The following is a 19,552-nucleotide window of genomic DNA, read 5'->3' as shown; positions in this document are numbered from 1 at the left end:
GGTGCCTTGTCTCCGCCATCCGGTTAGACTGGGTGCCTAGACAATTCGTTTTTGCCTGAAGGACTCAGCACAGCATGGGCAGCACGCTCCCGCTCTACCTGCAGATTCAGCAGCACCTGCTAAGGAAGATCAACGACGGTGAGTGGCCGGCGCATCACCAGATCCCTCCCGAAGAGCGCCTGGCTCGCGATTTCGGCGTCAGCCGCATGACCGCCAACAAGGCGATCCGCGACCTGGTGCAGCAGGGCTACCTGACTCGCCAGCCGGGGCTCGGCACCTTCGTTACCGATCGCAAGGCGGAGTCGTCGCTGGTCGACGTACACAACATCGCCGAGGAGGTGCGCGGCCGCGGCCACCGTTACGGCAATGACGTGCTGCTCGCCGAAGCCATTGCCGCCGACGATGAAGTGGCGCTGCGCCTGGGCGTTCGCCTCGGGACCCGAGTCTTTCATACGCGCATCGTGCATCGTGAGAACGGCGTGCCGATCCAGCTCGAGGAGCGCTTCGTCAATCCGCGCTGGGTACCCGATTACCTGGAGACCGATTTCAGCCGCCACACGCCCAACGAGGTCCTGGTGGCGGCCTGCCCCATCACCGATATCGAGCACGTGGTCGAAGCGATACGGGTCGACAGCGTTACCGCGGAGTACCTGGAGATCGATGTCTCGCTACCCTGCCTGAGCATGATCCGGCGCACCTGGTCGGGCGAGCACCTGATCAGCTACGCACGGCTGATCCATCCGGGCGATCGCTACAAGTTGCGCTCCGCGGTGCACCGCAGCAACGCCTGAGCGTTGCAGAATGTCGTGACCGGGTGGGTGCCCGGCCACGGAGCTGGGTCGGATCAGGCGCCGCTCATGGCCTGGACCAGGTAACCTGCCGGCACGGCAAGCATCAGGCTCAACGCCACGCGCAGGAACCACACCGCCACGATGCGCCCTACCGAGAGCGGAATGCTGGTCGCCAGGATGCAGGGAATCGAAGCGGAGAAGAACAGCACCGCCGAGACCGATACCACGCCGGCAGCGAAACGGGCGACGAACTCGGCTTCCGTCATCAGCAATGCGGGAAGGAACATTTCTGCCAGTCCTGCCGCGGATGCCTGGGCCAGTGCCATGCCGTCCTCGAGCCCCCAGATCGCCACGAAGGGGTAGAACAGCAGCCCCAGCCACTCGAACAGCGGGGTGTACTTGGCCACCAGCAGCCCAAGCAATCCCACCGACATGATCGACGGCAGGATGCTGATCGCCATTAGCAGCCCTTCCCGCACGTTCAACGCCACGCTTCGATGCAGCCCCGGCGCCCTGTCCGCCACTGCCAGGCCGGTCTTCCACGCGGTGGCCAGCCGCTTGCCGGGTATTGCCTCGGGTTCACCGTCGCTCCGGGCATTGTCCATTCGAGCGAGCGGCGGCAGGCGGACGGTGACGGCGGTGACCACGAAGGTGATCGCCAGCGTCAACCAGAAGTAGAGATTCCATACGCTCATCAGCTCCAGGGTACGCGCCACGATGATCATGAATGTCGCCGAAACCGTGGAGAAGCCGGTGGCGATGATGGCCGCTTCGCGTGCCGAGTACTGCCCCGCCTGGTAGACCCGGTTGGTAATCAGCAGTCCAATCGAGTAACTACCCACGAACGAAGCCACCGCATCGATGGCACTGCGTCCCGGCGTGCGCCAGATCGGCCGCATGACCGGCTGCAGCAATACACCGACCAGCTCCAGCAGCCCGTAGCCGATCAGCAGCGCCAGGAATACCGCACCGATCGGTACGATCAACCCCACCGGTATCACCAGTTTGTCGAACAGGAACGGCAGCATGTCCGGCTCATGCAGTAGCGCTGGCCCCCAGCCCGTCAGCGCCATCACGGCTACCGCCACGCCGGCCAGCTTCAGCACGGTGAAGATGCGTTCGGTCAGGTTGCGCTTCCAGGTCCCCTTCCACAATGGATAAGCCGCGCCGGCCAGGATCAGCGCCAGCGCATACAGGCCGGCGGCTTCGCCCAGCAAGCCTCGGGCCGCGGTGACCATATGGTCCAGCAGGATGGTCTGGCGCCCGCCGAGGGTGACGGGAACGAAGAAGATCAGGATGCCCAGTGCGCTGGGCACGAACAGCTTGGCTGCCGTGATCCAGGCGCCACCATGCAATTTGCGGGTGGCCGGTTCCGGTATCGCCATGGTCGTTTCCTCGCGTTGTGATTGTGGTCGTGGGGCTTGTCCTGCGGGTAGGCAGGGACATGATTATTTGTATATACAATAAAGCTCGACCAAGCACCAAAAACGATTTGCCGAAGCCTCTCATGCTTTAGTCTAAAAACCACACCGCCGCTGCTAAGCAGTCAAACAACAGTCTCCTGTTTCTATTGAATTTAATGGACCTATTGGCGAGCTGGCTACGGTTCGTCGCCGGTGTCGTGCCGGGAGCGGCTTGACCTCACGGCTATGACGATTTAAATGTATATACAATACGAATGACAGGAGCCACCATGACCACGTCCCCACCGATCCGCCGACTCTGGCGCGACGTCACACTGTTCGATGGCATGGATACCCTACCCGAGCCGATGGCGGTCATCGTCGAGGGCGGGCGCATCGTGCGCGTCATGCCTTCCGCCCGGCTCGCCGACGACGAAGCCGCAAACTGCACGCTGCAAGGGACGGGTGGAGTGCTGACCCCCGGCCTCGTCGACTGCCATACCCACCTGGTGTTCGGCGGCTCGCGGGCCGATGAGTTCGAGAGCCGCCTGGAGGGTGCCAGCTACGAGGAGATCGCCCGGCGCGGTGGCGGGATACTGAGCACGGTGCACGCCACACGGGCCGCTAGCGAGGAAGCCCTCTTCCAAGCGGCGAAATCCAGGCTCGAAGCCTTGATGCGCGAAGGCGTGACGACCGTGGAGATCAAGTCCGGCTACGGACTGAGCGTGGCCGACGAGCTGAAGATGCTGCGCGTGGCGCGCCGCCTCGGTGAGGCACTGCCGGTGCGGGTGGTGACCACACTGCTGGGAGCCCATGCCTTGCCGCCAGAATTCAAGGATGACAGCAACGGCTACATCGATCTGGTATGCCGCGAGATGATTCCCGCTGCCGCCGAACAGCGCCTAGCCGATGCCGTGGACGTATTCTGCGAGAAGATTGCCTTCTCCGTCGCCCAGTGCGAGCGCGTCTTCGAAGCCGCCGAAGCCCACGGCCTGCCGATCAAGGCTCATGCCGAGCAGCTCTCGAACCTGGGCGGCAGCGCCATGGCCGCCCGCCACGGTGCACTTTCCGCCGACCATATCGAGTACCTCGACGAGGCCGGCGTCGCCGCCCTGCGTGAGGCCGGCAGCGTCGCGGTGCTGCTGCCCGGCGCCTTCCATACCCTGCGCGAGACGCAGCTGCCACCCATTGCTGCGCTACGTGAGGCCGGCGTGCCCATGGCCATCGCCACCGATGCCAACCCCGGCAGCTCGCCACTGTTCATGCCGACGCTGATGCTCAATTTCGCCTGCACCCTGTTCCGCCTGACACCCCGCGAGGCCCTGGCCGGCATGACCGCCCACGGTGCGCGCGCCCTCGGCCTGCATCGGCAATCGCTCGGACGCATCGCCGAGGGTGCCCCGGCGGACCTGTGCCTGTGGGACGCCAAGACGCCTGCCGAGCTGGCCTATGCCGTGCAGCCCGGCCGGCTTCGCCAACGTATCTACCAGGGAGTGCTGACCCATGGTCAAGACCAGCACTGATCCACATCTGGCCGATCCGGCCATCGACATGTCCATCTGGGCCGGACGCGAGGACCCGGAACCCGACAGCCTGCGCTGGCACCAAGTGATGACTCCGCTGAAGCGGGGCGCCAGCACGGGCATCGCCCTGCTCGGCTTCGCCTGCGACGCCGGAGTGGCACGCAATCAGGGTCGTATCGGCGCTGCCGAAGGGCCGCGTGCCATTCGCCGCGCGCTGGCCCCACTGGCCTGGCATCGGACCGCCCCCGTCTTTGATGCCGGCGACGTGAACTGCCATGGCAACGACGATCTCGAAGCGGCGCAGCAGCGCCTGGCCGAACGGGTCGCCACCCTGCTGGCGGCGTCGCACCTGCCGCTGATTCTCGGCGGCGGTCATGAAGTCGCCTTCGGCAGTTGGTCGGGCCTGGCCCGCCATCTCAAGGCTCAGGGCGAGGCGCGGCCACGCGTCGGCATCATCAACCTCGACGCCCATTTCGACCTGCGCGACCCGGGCCGGACGGCCTCCTCCGGCACGCCCTTCGCCCAGATCGCCGCCGAGTGCCACGCCCGCGGCTGGCCGTTCCGCTACGCCTGCCTGGGGGTCAGCCGAGCCAGCAATACCCGGGCCCTGTTCGCCCGCGCTCGCGAACTCGGCGTGCTGGTACGTGAAGACCGCGAGTTCACGGCGCAGCACCTGGACGCCATCGTTCGCGACTTGCAGCGCTTCATGGCGCACTGCGACCACCTCTACCTGACGGTCGACCTCGACGTCCTGCCGGCCGCCGAGGCGCCTGGCGTCAGCGCGCCCGCCGCCCGTGGCGTATCGCTGGCGCTGCTCGAGCCGCTGCTCGAAGCGGTGCGCGACAGCGGCAAGCTGCGCCTGGCCGACATCGCCGAGCTCAACCCCGGTTTCGACATCGACACCCGCACCGCCCGCGCGGCGGCGCGCCTGATCCACCAGCTCACGCTGGATAGCTGAAGCTAACGCCAAACGCCCATAACGGCCAAACGACACGTAACGAGAGAAGACACGCCCATGAACAGCCACTCCCAGATCGCCACCGACCCGCGCCACGACCCCAACCGCCGCATCGCCGCCCCCACTGGCAGCACGCTCAACTGCAAGAGTTGGCTGACCGAAGCGCCGCTGCGCATGCTGATGAACAACCTCCACCCGGACGTCGCCGAGCGCCCCGAGGACCTGGTGGTCTACGGCGGCATCGGCCGCGCGGCCCGCGACTGGCAGTGCTTCGATACCATCGTCGCGACACTCAAGCGCCTGGAAGACCACCAGACCCTGCTGATCCAGTCCGGCAAGCCGGTGGGCGTGTTCGAGACCCACAAGGACGCCCCGCGGGTACTCATCGCCAACTCCAACCTAGTACCGGCCTGGGCCAACTGGGAACATTTCAACGAGCTGGATCGCAAGGGCCTGATGATGTACGGCCAGATGACCGCAGGCTCGTGGATCTACATCGGCTCCCAGGGCATCGTCCAGGGCACCTACGAGACCTTCGTCGAGGCCGGGCGCCAGCACTACGGCGGCGACCTCACCGGCCGCTGGATCCTCACCGCCGGCCTTGGCGGCATGGGCGGCGCCCAGCCGCTGGCGGCGAGCCTGGCCGGCGCCTGTTCGCTCAACGTCGAGTGCCAGCAGTCGCGCATCGACTTCCGCCTGCGCACCCGCTATCTGGACGAGCAGGCCGACGACCTCGACGACGCCCTGGCGCGCCTCGAGCGCTACACCGCCGAGGGCAAGGCGGTCTCCATCGGCCTGTGCGGTAACGCTGCCGAGGTGCTGCCGGAGCTGGTCAAGCGTGGCGTCAAGCCGGACATGGTCACCGACCAGACCAGCGCCCACGACCCGCTGCATGGCTATCTGCCCGCCGGCTGGCGCTGGGACGAGTACGTCGAGCGCGGCAAGGCCGAGCCCGAAGCGGTGGTCAAGGCCGCCAAACAGTCCATGGCGGTGCACGTGCAGGCCATGCTCGACTTCCAGAAGATGGGCGTGCCCACCTTCGACTACGGCAACAACATCCGCCAGATGGCCAAGGAAGAAGGCGTCGTCAACGCCTTCGACTTCCCCGGCTTCGTGCCAGCCTACATCCGCCCGCTGTTCTGCCAGGGTATCGGCCCGTTCCGCTGGGCGGCGCTCTCCGGCGACCCGGAGGACATCTACAAGACCGATGCCAAGGTCAAGGAGCTGATCCCGACGACCCGCACCTGCACCGCTGGCTCGACATGGCCCAGGAGCGCATCAGCTTCCAGGGGCTGCCGGCGCGCATCTGCTGGGTGGGCCTCAAGGATCGCGCCCGCCTCGGCCAGGCCTTCAACGAGATGGTGAAGAACGGCGAACTCAAGGCTCCTGTGGTCATCGGTCGCGACCACCTCGACTCCGGCTCGGTGGCGAGCCCCAACCGCGAGACCGAAGCCATGCTGGACGGCTCCGACGCCGTCTCCGACTGGCCGCTGCTCAACGCCCTGCTCAACACCGCCGGCGGCGCCACCTGGGTCTCGCTGCACCACGGCGGCGGCGTGGGCATGGGCTTCTCCCAGCATGCCGGAGTGGTGATCGTCGCCGACGGCACGGACGACGCCCACGCCCGCCTGGGCCGGGTATTGCGCAACGACCCCGGCACCGGGGTGATGCGCCACGCCGATGCCGGGTACGATATCGCCAAGCAGTGCGCCCGGGAAAATGGGTTGGATCTGCCGATGCTCAAGTAAACCTCATTCTCATACCTGCTCCGTTGACACGACACCTGACGTTACCGCCATGCCAACAATATGTCGGTAACGTTTGCAGCACCCGGACAATAATTCCTAATAATGGATCTTCCAATGTCAATTCCAATCAAGAAAAGTCTGAACCGAAGCGTATTCATTCCAGCCTTTGCCATCATCTTGCTGGCTGTCACCATTGGTCTTGCTAATAACGAGCTGCTAGTCAGCGTTGCCAGACAGCTGTTCTACCTATCCCTCTCCGATTTCGGCTGGCTCTACCAATTGTTAGCTGTGGCGGCGCTGAGCGTTACTGCCTACATATTCTTCTCCAAGGCCGGCAACATTCGGCTAGGTGGAGAGAACGCCAAGCCGACATTTTCAATGGCAACGACATTCGCCATGGCACTTACCGGCGGCATCGCCACGGGCGTAGTGACCTACTCGGTCAACGAGCCGATCATCTACCTTGGCAACGTCTATGGCGAAATCGGCAATCAAGCCTTCGAGCCCAGCAGTGCCAAAGCCGCGATATTTGCGTTGGCCAGAAGCTTTCACAATTGGAGTTTCATTCCCTATGCCATGTACTCCATCGTCGGCTTGATGATCGGCTACATGCATTTCAATCGACAACAGCGCTTTTCGATCTCGTCGACACTGTTACCCATTCTTGGCAATACCGAACGCAAGCCCTTGGTTCGCGCGGTGGTCGATATCATCTCGATACTGGCTATCGCTCTGGGGCTCGCCTCGTCGCTGGGTGCCGGCCTGGCCCTGATCAGCTCCGGTCTCGAGGTCGAATACGGCATCGCGTCGAACCCCACCACCTGGCTGATCCTTACGTTGATCATTTCCGCCATCTTCATTACCTCGGCGGTCTCCGGGCTCAAGCGCGGCATCCGATTCCTGTCGTCGATCAATGCCTACATCTTCTATGCTTTCGTTGTCATCCTGCTGATTATCGGCCCGCTGAATTACATCCTCAGTCTGTCGGTGACCAGCCTGGGTTATTGGCTCGACAACTTTTTCCTGTGGTCGTTCGACACAAAGGAGTCGGGAGGCGAGGCTCTGGTAACTTGGTGGACCATGTACGACTGGTCGATCTGGATCGCCTATGCACCGCTGATGGGGCTGTTCCTGGCACGCATCTCCTACGGTAGGACACTGCGCGAATTCCTCGTCATCAATTGGATTCTGCCTTCGGCGTTCGGCATCATCTGGTTCGCCATCTGGGGAGGATCGGCCATCAAGTGGCAAATGGACGGAACCCTGGACCTGATCGGAGTAGTTACCGATAGCGGCGCGGTATCGGGGCTATGGGGCTTTCTACAACACCTGCCGCTGTCCGCCCTGCTGATCCCGCTAGCCATCCTGACCTTGATCATCTCCTTCTCCACCGCCGCGGACTCGATGTCATCGACCATCGCTACCATCTGCACCAAGAACATGACGGCGGATGAAGAGGCGCCCCGCAAGCAGAAGATACTCTGGGGTCTCTCGATCGGCGTCATCGCCTACATCATGGTGGCCTTCGGCGGCGGCGCCCAGGGTGTGGATGGCATTAAGTTCCTGGCCGCAGCAGGAGGATTCACCGTGCTGTTCCTGTTTGCGCTGATCGTGGCTGCGGCAGTAAAAACTTTCATTATGCGAGGGGCTCATGAACAGTATCAGCCAGACGCACTGGGCCAATTGGCGGAAACTGCCCGTGAATGAGCATGCCGAATGCGTTGAACTCGGCGCAACGCCGGTTGAATGGCAACAAGTGGTCCGGGTGGCTCGCCACGGCGCGCTCCTGTCGCTATCACAAGGCGCATGGGAGAGGATCGCCGCAGCGCGCCAGGCCGTAGAGGAAATAGCCTCCTCGACGGTGCCGCACTATGGCATCAATACCGGCCTGGGTGCCCTTTGCGACGTAGTGCTCAAGCGAGACGAGCTGCAGCGACTCTCCTACCACACGCTGATGAGCCATGCTTGTGGCGTGGGTACGCCACTGAGGACAGAGCAAGTCCGGGCAATCATCTGCTGCGCCGTTATTAATTACAGCCACGGCTACTCCGGCATCAGCCCTGCAGTCGTCAAAGGGCTGCTACATCTGCTGAACGAACGGATCACCCCGATCGTGCCCTCACGGGGTTCGGTCGGCTACCTCACTCACATGGCACACATCGGCCTGGTGCTGATTGGTCACGGCGAGGTCGAATTCAACGGCCAACGTATGTCGGCCAGACAGGCGCTGGATGCCATCGGGATGGCTCCACTGACCCTCGGTCCCAAGGATGGTCTGAGCCTGGTCAATGGTACTCCGGCCATGACCGGCCTGGCTTGCCTCGCCCTAGAGGATACCGCCCGTCTGGCTGCCTGGGCCGATATTGTCGGTGCCATGAGCTTCGAGGCCTTGGGCGGCCAGTTGGATGCGCTGCTACCCCAAGTGACGGGCCTCAAGCGGCATCAGGGAGTCCGGCACGTCGGCGACAACCTGCACCAACTGCTGCAGTACAGCCGGCGACTCGCACGCTGTCAGGGCCAGCACCTACAGGACGCACTTAGCCTGCGCTCGATACCCCAGGTGCATGGTGCCTGTCGCGATCAATTCGCGCATGCCGCCAGGCAAATCGACCAGGAGTTGAATTCGGCGACTGACAATCCCCTGGTAATTGCGACGGAGGATGGCTACCGCGTCGTGTCGCAGGCCAACCCCCATGGGGCCTCGGTAGCCATGGCATGCGACCTGCTGGCAATCGCCGTGTGCGAGTGGAGTTCGATTTCCGAACGCCGCGCCTATCGACTCGTGACACCGCAGACCAGCCGGCTACCCCCATTCCTGACCGACGAGGTCGGGGTCAAGTCAGGCATGATGATTGCCCAGTACACGGCAGCCTCGCTGGTTGCCGACAACAAGCGCCTGGCCCAGCCCGCGGTCACCGATAATTTCCTGACCTCAGGACTGCAAGAAGATCACCTGAGCCTGGGGGAAAGTGCCGCCCTGAAGCTGGACCAGGCCCTCGACAATGCTTTTCAGGTGATTGCCATCGAATACCTGCTGGCTGCCCAGGCTTTCGACCTGATCGAAGACCAGGACTTCGCCCCAGGCACCGAGTTGGCCTGGAAAGCACTGCGAGAGGCAGTTCCTTTTTATAATGAAGAGCATCCCCTGCATCTAGATCTGCAGACAGCTCGCCACTTGCTTCAGGATACCTCCCGACAGGCCTCCTTCATCACACTTGCCCCCCACCTGTACCCTGGAAAGAGGCAGACATGTCTAATCTCAGTATCAATCCCGGCAGCATGACCCTGGCCCAGGCGCGCCAGGTCTTCGAGGCACCGCTGCGCGTGACGCTGCCCGACAGCGCCGACGCCGCCATCCAACGCGGCGTCGACTGCGTCAATCGCGTCGTCGCCGAGGATCGCACCGTCTACGGCATCAACACCGGCTTCGGCCTGCTGGCCCAGACCCGCATCGACCATGACCACCTGAAGGATCTCCAGCGCTCGCTGGTGCTATCTCACGCCACCGGAGTCGGCGAGCCCATGGAAGACGCCCTGGTGCGTCTGATCATGGTGCTCAAGGTCAACAGCCTGGCGCGAGGCTTCTCAGGTATCCGCCGCGAAGTACTCGACGCCCTGCTCGCCCTGGTCAACGCCGAGGTCTACCCGCACATTCCGCTCAAGGGTTCGGTGGGTGCTTCCGGCGACCTGGCGCCGCTGGCGCATATGAGCGTGGTACTGCTCGGCGAGGGCAAGGCACACCATCGCGGCGAATGGATCCCCGCCCGCCAGGCTCTCGAGATCGCCGGCCTCCAGCCGCTCAGCCTCGCGCCCAAGGAGGGCCTGGCGCTGCTCAACGGCACCCAGGTCTCTACCGCCTATGCGCTCAAGGGCCTGTTCGAGGCCGAGGACCTCTACGCCGCCGCCACGGTATGCGGCGCACTGACCGTGGAGGCCACGCTCAGCTCCCGCGCGCCCTTCGATGCCCGCATCCACGATGCCCGCGGCCAGCGCGGCCAGATCGATGCCGCCGCCGCCTACCGCCACCTGCTGGGCGAACGCAGCGAGATCAGCGACTCCCACGCCCACTGCGACAAGGTGCAGGACCCCTACTCGCTGCGCTGCCAGCCCCAGGTGATGGGCGCGGTGCTGACCCAGATCCGCCAGGCCGCCGAGGTGCTGGCCGTCGAGATGAATGCGGTATCGGACAACCCGCTGGTGTTCAGCGACGAAGGCGACATTCTCTCCGGTGGCAACTTCCATGCCGAGCCGGTGGCCATGGCTGCCGACAACCTGGCCCTGGCACTGGCCGAGATCGGTTCGCTCACCGAGCGCCGCGTCTCGCTGATGATGGATACCCACATGTCGCAGCTGCCCCCGTTCCTGGTGGAGAACGGCGGGGTCAACTCCGGCTTCATGATCGCCCAGGTCACCGCCGCGGCGCTGGCCAGCGAGAACAAGGCCCTGGCCCACCCCCACAGCGTCGACAGCCTGCCCACCTCGGCCAACCAGGAGGATCACGTCTCCATGGCCCCGGCCGCCGGCAAGCGGCTGTGGGAGATGGCCGACAACGTGCGCGGCATCGTCGCCATCGAATGGCTGGCCGCCTGCCAGGGGCTCGATTTCCGGCTCGATGCGAATCACCATCGGCTGGAAAGCACGCCGCGCCTGGAGCGGGCCAGGCAGGCGCTGCGCAACGAGGTTGCCTACTACGACCGTGACCGCTTCTTCGCCCCCGACATCGAGCGGGCCACCCAACTGCTTGCCTCTCGGACGCTCAACGAGCTGGTACCGGTGGAACTGCTGCCGAGCCACTGACCCGGCAGCCCGGCTGAGGTAAGATATGCTGCCCGGCGCTTCGGCCCGGGGCTTTATTCTGCCTGACCCTCATCTCGACATTCGTTCATTCAGCCAAGAGCCGCACATGAATGCCATCGTTCTGGCCATCCTGGTCATGGTCACCCTGAGTCTTGCCCGCGTTTCCGTCGTCTTCGCCCTGATCGCCGCCAGCCTGGTCGGTGGGCTGGTAGCGGGCATGCCGCTGACCGCCATCATGGATGCCTTCAACCAGGGGCTGGGCAACGGTGCCACCATCGCCCTTTCGTACGCCGTGCTGGGCGCCTTCGCCGTGGCCCTGTCACGTTCCGGCATCACCGAGCTGCTCGCCAATCGGGCCATTCGCGGCCTTCACCTGGACGACCAGCCGTCAAGCCGACGCTGGGTCGCCTTCACCCTGCTCGGTGCCCTGCTGGCCACCGCGGTCAGTTCGCAGAACCTGATTCCGGTGCATATCGCCTTCATCCCGGTACTGGTACCGCCGCTGCTCAAGCTGATGAATCACCTGCGCCTGGATCGTCGCGTGGCCGCCTGCGTGATCACCTTCGGCATCACCGCGCCCTACATGCTGCTGCCGGTAGGCTTCGGCTCGATCTTCCTCAACGACATCCTGCTCACCAATCTCAACGAGAGCGGCGCCGAACTGGGCCTCGAGGTCACCCGTGGCATGGTGCCCATGGCCATGCTGATGCCCATCGGCGGCATGGCGTTGGGGCTGGTCGTGGCCGTACTGTTCAGCTATCGCCGGCCGCGCCGCTACGAGGACCGCGACCTGGCCCACGGCGACGAGACGCCGGCTCAGGCCGCGCGCCACCTGGCGCCCTGGCAGATGGTGGTGCTCGGCGCGTCGCTGGTGGGCACCGTGGCGATCCAGTTGCTCTCGGGTTCGATGGTGCTGGGCGGGTTGTTCGGCTTCGCCCTGCTCTCGGTCAGCGGCGTGTTCCGCTGGCACGAACAGGACGACATCTTCACCGAAGGCATGCGCATGATGGCGCTGGTGGGTTTCATCATGATCAGTGCCGCAGGCTTTGCCGGGGTGATGCAGGCCACCGGCGAGGTGCCCGCACTGGTGGAAGGCTCGGCGGAACTGATCGGCGACAACAGGGGCCTGGCCGCCTTGATCATGCTGCTGGTCGGCCTGTTCATCACCATGGGCATCGGCTCGTCGTTCTCCACGGTGCCGATCATCGCTTCACTCTATGTGCCGCTGGCGCTGAGCTTCGGCTTCTCGCCCATGGCCACCATCGCCCTGGTGGGCACCGCCGCCGCCCTGGGCGACGCCGGCTCCCCCGCCTCGGATTCGACCCTCGGCCCCACCGCCGGGCTCAACGCCGACGGCCAGCACGACCACATCTGGGACACCGTGGTGCCGACCTTCCTGCACTACAACGTGCCGCTGATCGCCTTCGGCTGGCTGGCCGCCATGGTGCTCTGACAGGGCTCATCCGACTGGGATCATCCCAGGCCGCAGCAACTCTTGAACTTGCGCCCGCTACCGCAGGGGCAAGGGTCGTTGCGGCCCGGCTTGAGGCGGGTCACGCTGGGCGTACCGTCCAGGTAGTACCAGCGCCCCGCCTCGCGCACGAAGCGCGAATTCTCCTCCAGCACGCCCCAGCGCCGGCCCTCGCGGAAGGTCGCCCGAAAGTGCACGCGGCCCCGATCGCCGTCCTGCCCATGATCCAGCACCTCCAGGCGCACCCAGCGTGTCGAGGCGTCGGGGTCCAGTGCGGGCGGGCGCGTGCTGGCATGCCAGGTCGTCTGCAGGTAGTCGTCAAGGCCAAGGGCGAAGGCGCTATAGCGTGAGCGCATCAGCGCTTCCGGAGTGGGCGCCGGCTCGCCGGCATGAAAGCGGTCGCAGCAGGCGGCCAGCGGCAATAGGCTACCGCAAGGGCAGCGCATCTCTCGAAGCGAAGTCATTGGCTCTCTCGTACCGAACGAGCCACCATCATAACGCAAGCCCTCGCCACCTCGCTGTCGCCGCGATGTCGCCCCTACGTCGCGCATTGACCCGATCCCGCGCGGGCTTGGAACACGTTCCTTGCCCTGGATCACTGCATTGCAACATGGGTGTGTGATACATCTGGCGTTGTCCCTCTCACGTTCTCGGAGGTAAGGGAATGCCTGAACGTCAAATCGCTCCCCGTACCGCCTGGCATGCGCTCAGCGAAGAAGATGTCCTCCATCGACTCGAGTGCGACCGCAATGGCATCGATGACGAACAGGCGGCGTCACGCCTGGAGCGTTATGGCCCCAACCGGCTGCAACAAGCGAAGGGGCGCCCCTGGTGGAAGCGCCTGCTGGAGCAGTTCAACAACATCCTGATGATCATTCTGCTGCTGGCGGCGGTAGCCAGCCTTGGCCTCGGCCATACGATGGACGCCCTGGCCATCGTCGGGGTAGTCATCATCATCGCCCTGATCGGCTTCATCCAGGAGGGCAAGGCCGAACAAGCGCTGGAAGGTATCCGCAACCTGCTCTCGCCCCAGGCGGCAGTGCTGCGCAACGGCCGACGCCAGACCATCGACGCCGAGGCGCTGGTTCCCGGCGACATCGTCATGCTGGAGAGCGGCGATCGCGTGCCAGCCGACCTGCGCCTGCTCGAGGCCAAGCGCCTACGCACCGAGGAGGCAGCGCTGACCGGCGAATCCACGCCGGTCGACAAGCAGACCGACGCGATCGGCGAAGCGGCCGATCTCGGTGACCGCAGCAGCATGGCCTACGCCAGCACCATCGTGGTACAGGGTACCGCCCGAGGACTGGTGGTGGAGACCGGCACCCGCACCGAGATCGGCCGCATCTCCGAGATGCTGCGCGGCGTGGAGAAGCTCAAGACGCCGCTGCTGCAACAGCTCGACCGGGCTGGCCGCGTGCTGGCGGCATTCATCCTGGGCGCTGCGGTCCTCACCGCGGCCATCGGCGTGATCGTCCACGATCAACCCGTCAGCGCCATGTTCATGGCGGCGGTGGGGCTGGCGGTGGCCGCCATTCCGGAAGGCCTGCCCGCCATCGTCACCATCAGCCTGGCCCTCGGTGTCCAGGTCATGGCCCGGCGCAACGCCATCATCCGACGCCTGCCGGCGGTAGAGACACTGGGCTCGATCTCGACCATCTTCTCCGACAAGACCGGCACCCTCACCCGCAACGAGATGACCGCCCAGGCGATCTGGCTACCCGAGGGTGAGTTTCGCCTTACGGGGGTCGGTTTCGCTCCGAGGGCAGCTTGCACCTTGTTTCCGGCGACGCCGGACACGATGAGGACGGTGAGAAGATCGCGCTGGATGGCCATCCGGCGCTGGCTCACTTCCTCGCCGTCGGCGTGCTGTGCAACGACGCAGAGCTGGCCGAGGAGAACGGACGCTGGACCATTCATGGCGACCCCACCGAGGGAGCGCTGGTCGTGGCAGCCGCCAAGGGTGGTATCGACGCCTGTGAGCTTCGCTGCCGGCATCCGCGCCGGGACGCCATCCCCTTCGAGTCCGAGCGCAAGTACATGGCCACGCTCAACGAGCTGGAAGGCAAGCGCCTGCTGGTCAAGGGGGCACCGGACCGACTGCTGGAGATGTGCCACAAGGTACGCACGGCAGACGGCGACGGCGAACTTGATCACGCGGCCTGGGAAGAGCGCATTCATGCGCTCTCCTCACGGGGGCTGCGCGTACTGGCGCTGGCGGAAAAGGTAGCCGACCACATCGACGACGAACTGAACGATAGCCACGCCGAAGAGAGCCTGGTGCTGCTGGGCCTGGTAGGCCTGCTCGACCCGCCGCGTGAGGCCGCCATCGAGGCGGTGAAGCGCTGTCTCCAGGCCGGCATTCGCCCGGTGATGGTCACCGGCGACCATGCCGTGACCGCCCGCGCCATTGCCGAGCAGCTCGGCTTCGCCCATACCGACCGGGCGCTGACCGGCCGCGACGTGGAAGCCATGTCCGACGAGGAACTCGAGCGCTGCATCGTCGAAGTGGACGTATTCGCCCGGGCCGCACCGGAACACAAGCTGCGCCTGGTGAAGGCCATGCAGGCCAGGGGCGGCATCTGCGCGATGACCGGCGACGGGGTCAACGACGGACCAGCGCTCAAACGCGCCGATGTCGGCGTGGCCATGGGCATCCAGGGCACCGAAGCGGCCAAGGAAGCCGCCGAGATGGTGCTGGCCGACGATAACTTCGCCACCATCGTCGGAGCCATCGAAGAGGGTCGCAAGGTCTACGACAACATTCGCAAGACGGTGACCTTCCTGCTGCCAACCAACGGCGGCCAGGGCCTTGCCATCTTGTTGGCCGTGCTGGCCGGCACCCTGCTGCCGATAACCCCGCTACAGGCGCTATGGGTCAACATGGTGGTGGCGGTGACCCTGGGCCTGGCACTGGCTTTCGAGGAAGGCGAGACCGACCTCATGCAACGCCAGCCCCGTGACCCTTCCGCCGCCCTGCTCGACCTGTTCCTGCTATGGCGGGTCGTATTCGTCTCGGTACTGCTGCTGGCGGGCGTGTTCGGCATGTTCAGCTGGATCCTGCTGGCACAGGGCGGCAGCGAGGAGCTCGCCCGTGCCGGCGCCGTCAACATGCTGGTCATGGGCAGTGCCGCCTACCTCATCAACAGCCGTTTCCTGCTCAACAGCGCACTTTCCCTGCAAGGCATCTTCGGCAGCCGTCCAGTGTGGCTTGCCATCGGACTGGTAGTCCTGCTGCAGTTGGGCTGGACGTATCTTCCCTTCATGCAGGTGGTGTTCGGCAGCGAAGGCCTCGGCGTGCAGCACTGGCTGGCCATCGTAGCGGGCAGCATCGCCTTGTTCCTGATCGTGGAGTTCGAAAAATGGGTGCTACGACGGCGCCGCGACGAGGCCACCCGCCACCGGGGCACGGCGTCTTGTAGCGGCGACAGTCAGTCCAGAACACCTGCGCCCGAGCGCTAGCTGTGCTACGCCTGTAGGAAGCATTGGGCAGGAGCCCAGCTAGAGGAGATCAAGGATGAGCGAGCAAAACGAGCGGGAACAAACGCCCTGGCATGCCCTGTCGCCCGAGGAGACACTGGAGCGACTCGATGCCAGCCAGGAAGGCCTAGGGGCCGAGGAGGCGCGCAAGCGGTTCGATCGGTACGGCCCCAATCGGCTCCAGCAGGACGAAGCGACCCCATGGTGGCGCCGGCTGCTGGGCCAGTTCAACAACGTGCTGATGCTGATCCTGATCGTGGCGGCGGTCGCCAGCCTGTTTCTCGGCAAGTTTCTCGACGCCTCGGCGATTCTGGGCGTAGTGATCATCATCGCCCTGATCGGCTTCATCCAGGAGGGCAAGGCCGAGAAGGCGCTGGACAGCATTCGCGACATGCTCTCGCCCAAGGCCAAGGCGCTGCGCGACGGTCACCAGCGCGAGATCGATGCCGAAGAGCTGGTTCCCGGCGATATCGTAAGGGTCGAAGGCGGTGACCGCGTTCCCGCCGATATCCGCCTGCTCGAGAGCAATCGCCTCGAGGCCGAGGAAGCCGCCCTGACCGGCGAATCCACCCCGGTAGACAAGTCCGACGAAGCCGTCGACGAGGAGGCCGATCTCGCCGAGCGGAGTTCGATGCTGTTCGCCGGCACCATCGTGGCCAAGGGCACCGCCACGGGGGTCGTGGTGCAGACCGGTTCGCATACCGAGATCGGGCGCATTTCGGAAATGCTGCGCGGTGTCGAGCAGCTCCAGACCCCGCTGGTACAGCAGCTCGACCGGGCGGGACGCATCCTCGCCTTCTGTATCGTTGGCGCCGCGTTTCTGACCGGCGCCATCGGCGTACTGATTCATGACCAGCCCTGGGCCGACATGTTCATGGCCGGCGTCGGGCTTGCCGTGGCTGCCATTCCTGAAGGGTTGCCAGCCATCGTCACCATCTCACTGGCCCTGGGCGTGCAGTCGATGGCCAACAAGAACGCTATCGTGCGCCGTCTGCCCGCGGTGGAAACGCTGGGCTCGATCTCGACCATCTTCTCCGACAAGACCGGCACCCTCACCCGCAACGAGATGACGGCCCAGGCCATCTGGCTGCCCGAGGGAGAATTTCGTCTCTCCGGCATCGGCTTCGCCCCGGAGGGCAAGTTCCACCTTGCCCCGCAAAACGGCGCGTCGGGTGAGCGCGCTGAAAAAAAGGAGCCGCACGGTAAAGACGAACAGCACGAGGAGAACTACGGCGAGGAAATCTCTCCGGAGGACTACCCCGCCCTCACCCATTTCCTTCAGGTGGGCGCACTGTGCAACGACGCCGAGCTATGCCACGAGGACGAGGAGTGGTCGATAGCAGGCGACCCTACCGAAGGCGCGCTGGTCGTCGCTGCCGCCAAGGCGGGGTTCGATACCCATGACCTCAACGACCAGCACCCGCGCGAGGACGCAATTCCCTTCGACTCCGAGCGCAAGTACATGGCCACCCTCAACGACCTGGACGGCAAGCGCCTGCTGCTCAAGGGCGCACCGGATCGACTGCTGGAAATGTGCGAGAAGGAGCGTGGCCCCGACGGCGATACCGAACTCGACCGCGACACTTGGGAAGAGCGAATACACGAGCTCTCGTCACGCGGCCTGCGCGTGCTGGCCCTGGCCGAAAAGGAAGCCGGTGACGTCTCGGGCGAACTCGAGGACGACGATGTCGAACACGGCCTGATCCTGCTCGGCTTGGTGGGTCTGCTCGACCCCCCACGGGAAGCCGCCATCGAAGCGGTCGCCAGTTGCCAGAAGGCCGGAATTCGCCCCGTGATGGTGACCGGGGATCACGCCGTCACGGCCACTGCCATCGCCGATCAACTGGGTTTTGCACGGACGGAGCGCGCCCTGAGCGGCCATGAGATCGAGGCCATGGGCGACGAGGAGCTGGAGCGGGAGATCACCGAGGTCGACGTCTACGCCCGAGCCGCCCCCGAGCACAAGCTGCGCCTGGTGCAGGCCATGCAGGCGCGCGGCGGCATCTGTGCCATGACCGGCGACGGGGTCAATGACGGGCCGGCGCTCAAGCGTGCCGATGTCGGCGTGGCCATGGGCGTCCAGGGTACCGAGGCGGCCAAGGAAGCCGCCGAGATGGTGCTCACCGACGACAATTTCGCCACGATCGTGGCCGCCGTGGGCGAAGGCCGCAAGGTCTACGACAATATCCGCAAGACCACCACCTTCATTTTGCCGACCAACGGTGCCGAGAGCCTGGCCATTCTTCTTGCCATTCTCGCCGGCATCACCCTGCCGATCACCGGCCTTCAGGTGCTGTGGGTCAACATGATCACGGCCGTCACCCTCGGCATTGCCCTGGTATTCGAGCATGCCGAGGACAACGTGATGCAGCGCAAGCCCCGCGATCCCCATGCGCCATTGCTCGACCTGTTCATGCTATGGCGGGTCATCTTCGTCTCGATCCTGCTGGTCGTGTGCGTGTTCGCCATTTTCAGCTGGATCCTGTACGGCCAGGGCGGCAGCGCCGAACAGGCCCGCAGCGGAGCGGTGAACATGCTGGTGGCCGGGGAAATCGCCTATCTCATCAACAGCCGCTACCTGCTCAACAACACACTCTCGCTGTCGGGCCTGTTCGGCAGCCGCCCGGTGCTGCTGGCGATCGCGCTGGTCGTCGTGGTGCAGCTGGGTTGGACCTACCTGCCCTTCATGCAGCTGGTGTTCGGCATTGAGGGCCTCACGTTGAGCCATTGGGGAGCTATCGTCGTCGCCAGTGTCGCCGTCTACCTGATCGTGGAGGCCGAGAAGTGGGTTCTGCGTCGACGGCAGGCACACACGGAAGACGATGCCGATCGTGTCGCGACCGCTCCCGCCGCCAATTGATCAGGAGCGTCGCTTGGTGCGGGCGGTGGCCTCGGCAGTGGTGGGGTCCTCCGGCCAGGGGTGCTTGGGGTAGCGGCCGCGCATCTCGCGGCGTACCTCGGGGTAGCCGTTGGCCCAGAAGCTAGCGAGATCCGCCGTGACCTGCAGCGGACGCCGCGCCGGCGAGAGCAGGTGCAGCAGCACCGCCACGCGCCCTTCGGCGACACGCGGCGACTCCCGCCAGCCGAAGGTCTCCTGCAGCTTCACCGCCAGCACCGGCGCCCGGCCCTCCAGGCACGGCGTGTAGTCGAGGCGAATCCGGGAGCCGCTGGGTACTTCGAGACGCTCCGGCGCCAGCGCATCGAGGCGGCTGCGCAGCGACCAGTCGAGGCTATCCAACAGAAAGCGGCCCAGCGGCAGCCGCGCCACCGCGTCGAGGCTTCTGACACCGTCGAGGTGCGGCCCCAGCCAGGCGTCGAGATCGTCGAGCAGCGCCGGCAACGACCAGTCGGGCCAATCCTGCTCATCATCACAGTCTTGATCCC

At 65.0% G+C, this 19,552-nt stretch carries 12 protein-coding genes and 2 pseudogenes; 11 read left to right on the top strand and 3 right to left on the bottom strand.

The features are described from left to right. Positions 1–74 precede the first annotated feature (74 nt). On the top strand, positions 75–791 hold the full coding sequence (gene hutC / locus EKK97_RS11165) for a histidine utilization repressor (RefSeq protein ID WP_159551893.1): 717 nt from the start codon (positions 75–77) through the stop codon (positions 789–791). A 53-nt stretch (positions 792–844) separates the two neighbouring features. Here hutC and EKK97_RS11160 read toward each other — a convergent pair whose 3' ends face one another. After that, positions 845–2,176 (bottom strand): YjiH family protein, encoded by a 1,332-nt coding sequence (locus EKK97_RS11160; protein ID WP_159551891.1) that lies wholly within the window; start codon positions 2,174–2,176, stop codon positions 845–847. A gap of 308 nt (positions 2,177–2,484) precedes the next feature. On the opposite strand from EKK97_RS11160, the gene hutI reads away from it, so the two are divergent. From hutI to EKK97_RS11125, 7 genes and pseudogenes are all read left to right on the top strand, one after another. Further along, the gene (hutI, locus tag EKK97_RS11155) at positions 2,485–3,717 is read left to right on the top strand and encodes an imidazolonepropionase (RefSeq protein ID WP_159551889.1); all 1,233 of its coding nucleotides are present in this window, start codon (positions 2,485–2,487) and stop codon (positions 3,715–3,717) included. Beyond that, positions 3,698–4,675 carry a formimidoylglutamase gene (gene hutG, locus EKK97_RS11150; protein ID WP_201297076.1) on the top strand — a complete coding sequence of 326 codons (978 nt, stop codon included), beginning with the start codon at positions 3,698–3,700 and terminating at the stop codon, positions 4,673–4,675. The genes hutI and hutG overlap by 20 nt, the downstream gene beginning before the upstream one ends. A gap of 153 nt (positions 4,676–4,828) precedes the next feature. Continuing rightward, positions 4,829–6,423, top strand: a pseudogene (gene hutU / locus EKK97_RS11145) (urocanate hydratase). A gap of 114 nt (positions 6,424–6,537) precedes the next feature. Beyond that, the gene (locus EKK97_RS11140; RefSeq protein ID WP_159551887.1) at positions 6,538–8,130 is read left to right on the top strand and encodes a BCCT family transporter; all 1,593 of its coding nucleotides are present in this window, start codon (positions 6,538–6,540) and stop codon (positions 8,128–8,130) included. Next, positions 8,075–9,706, top strand: a complete 1,632-nt coding sequence (locus tag EKK97_RS11135) for an HAL/PAL/TAL family ammonia-lyase (protein WP_159551885.1) — start codon at positions 8,075–8,077, stop codon at positions 9,704–9,706. The genes EKK97_RS11140 and EKK97_RS11135 overlap by 56 nt, the downstream gene beginning before the upstream one ends. Further along, positions 9,673–11,220, top strand: coding sequence for a histidine ammonia-lyase (gene hutH / locus EKK97_RS11130; protein ID WP_159551883.1), 1,548 nt, complete (start codon positions 9,673–9,675; stop codon positions 11,218–11,220). The genes EKK97_RS11135 and hutH overlap by 34 nt, the downstream gene beginning before the upstream one ends. A 106-nt stretch (positions 11,221–11,326) precedes the next feature. After that, positions 11,327–12,673 (top strand): Na+/H+ antiporter family protein, encoded by a 1,347-nt coding sequence (locus tag EKK97_RS11125; protein ID WP_159551881.1) that lies wholly within the window; start codon positions 11,327–11,329, stop codon positions 12,671–12,673. 20 nt (positions 12,674–12,693) lie between these two features. Here EKK97_RS11125 and EKK97_RS11120 read toward each other — a convergent pair whose 3' ends face one another. Next, on the bottom strand, positions 12,694–13,155 hold the full coding sequence (locus tag EKK97_RS11120) for a YchJ family protein (RefSeq protein ID WP_159551879.1): 462 nt from the start codon (positions 13,153–13,155) through the stop codon (positions 12,694–12,696). Between the two features lie 200 nt (positions 13,156–13,355). On the opposite strand from EKK97_RS11120, the pseudogene EKK97_RS24605 reads away from it, so the two are divergent. The 3 genes and pseudogenes from EKK97_RS24605 to EKK97_RS11110 all read left to right on the top strand — a co-directional run. Then, positions 13,356–14,348, top strand: a pseudogene (locus EKK97_RS24605) (cation-translocating P-type ATPase); the annotation flags it as partial. Between the two features lie 206 nt (positions 14,349–14,554). Continuing rightward, on the top strand, positions 14,555–16,150 hold the full coding sequence (locus tag EKK97_RS24600; protein WP_236551431.1) for an HAD-IC family P-type ATPase: 1,596 nt from the start codon (positions 14,555–14,557) through the stop codon (positions 16,148–16,150). Between the two features lie 55 nt (positions 16,151–16,205). Beyond that, the gene (locus EKK97_RS11110) at positions 16,206–19,028 is read left to right on the top strand and encodes a cation-translocating P-type ATPase (protein WP_159551877.1); all 2,823 of its coding nucleotides are present in this window, start codon (positions 16,206–16,208) and stop codon (positions 19,026–19,028) included. Here EKK97_RS11110 and EKK97_RS24595 read toward each other — a convergent pair whose 3' ends face one another. Next, the gene (locus tag EKK97_RS24595) at positions 19,029–19,436 is read right to left on the bottom strand and encodes an ATP-dependent helicase C-terminal domain-containing protein (RefSeq protein WP_236551430.1); all 408 of its coding nucleotides are present in this window, start codon (positions 19,434–19,436) and stop codon (positions 19,029–19,031) included. Between the last annotated feature and the right edge of the window lie 116 nt (positions 19,437–19,552).

The sequence above is a fragment of the Billgrantia tianxiuensis genome, from assembly GCF_009834345.1.
In the GTDB taxonomy this organism is placed as follows: Bacteria; Pseudomonadota; Gammaproteobacteria; order Pseudomonadales; family Halomonadaceae; genus Halomonas; species Halomonas tianxiuensis.
The sequence above is the reverse complement of the archived record's forward strand: the minus strand, read 5'-3'. Positions and strand labels throughout refer to the sequence as shown.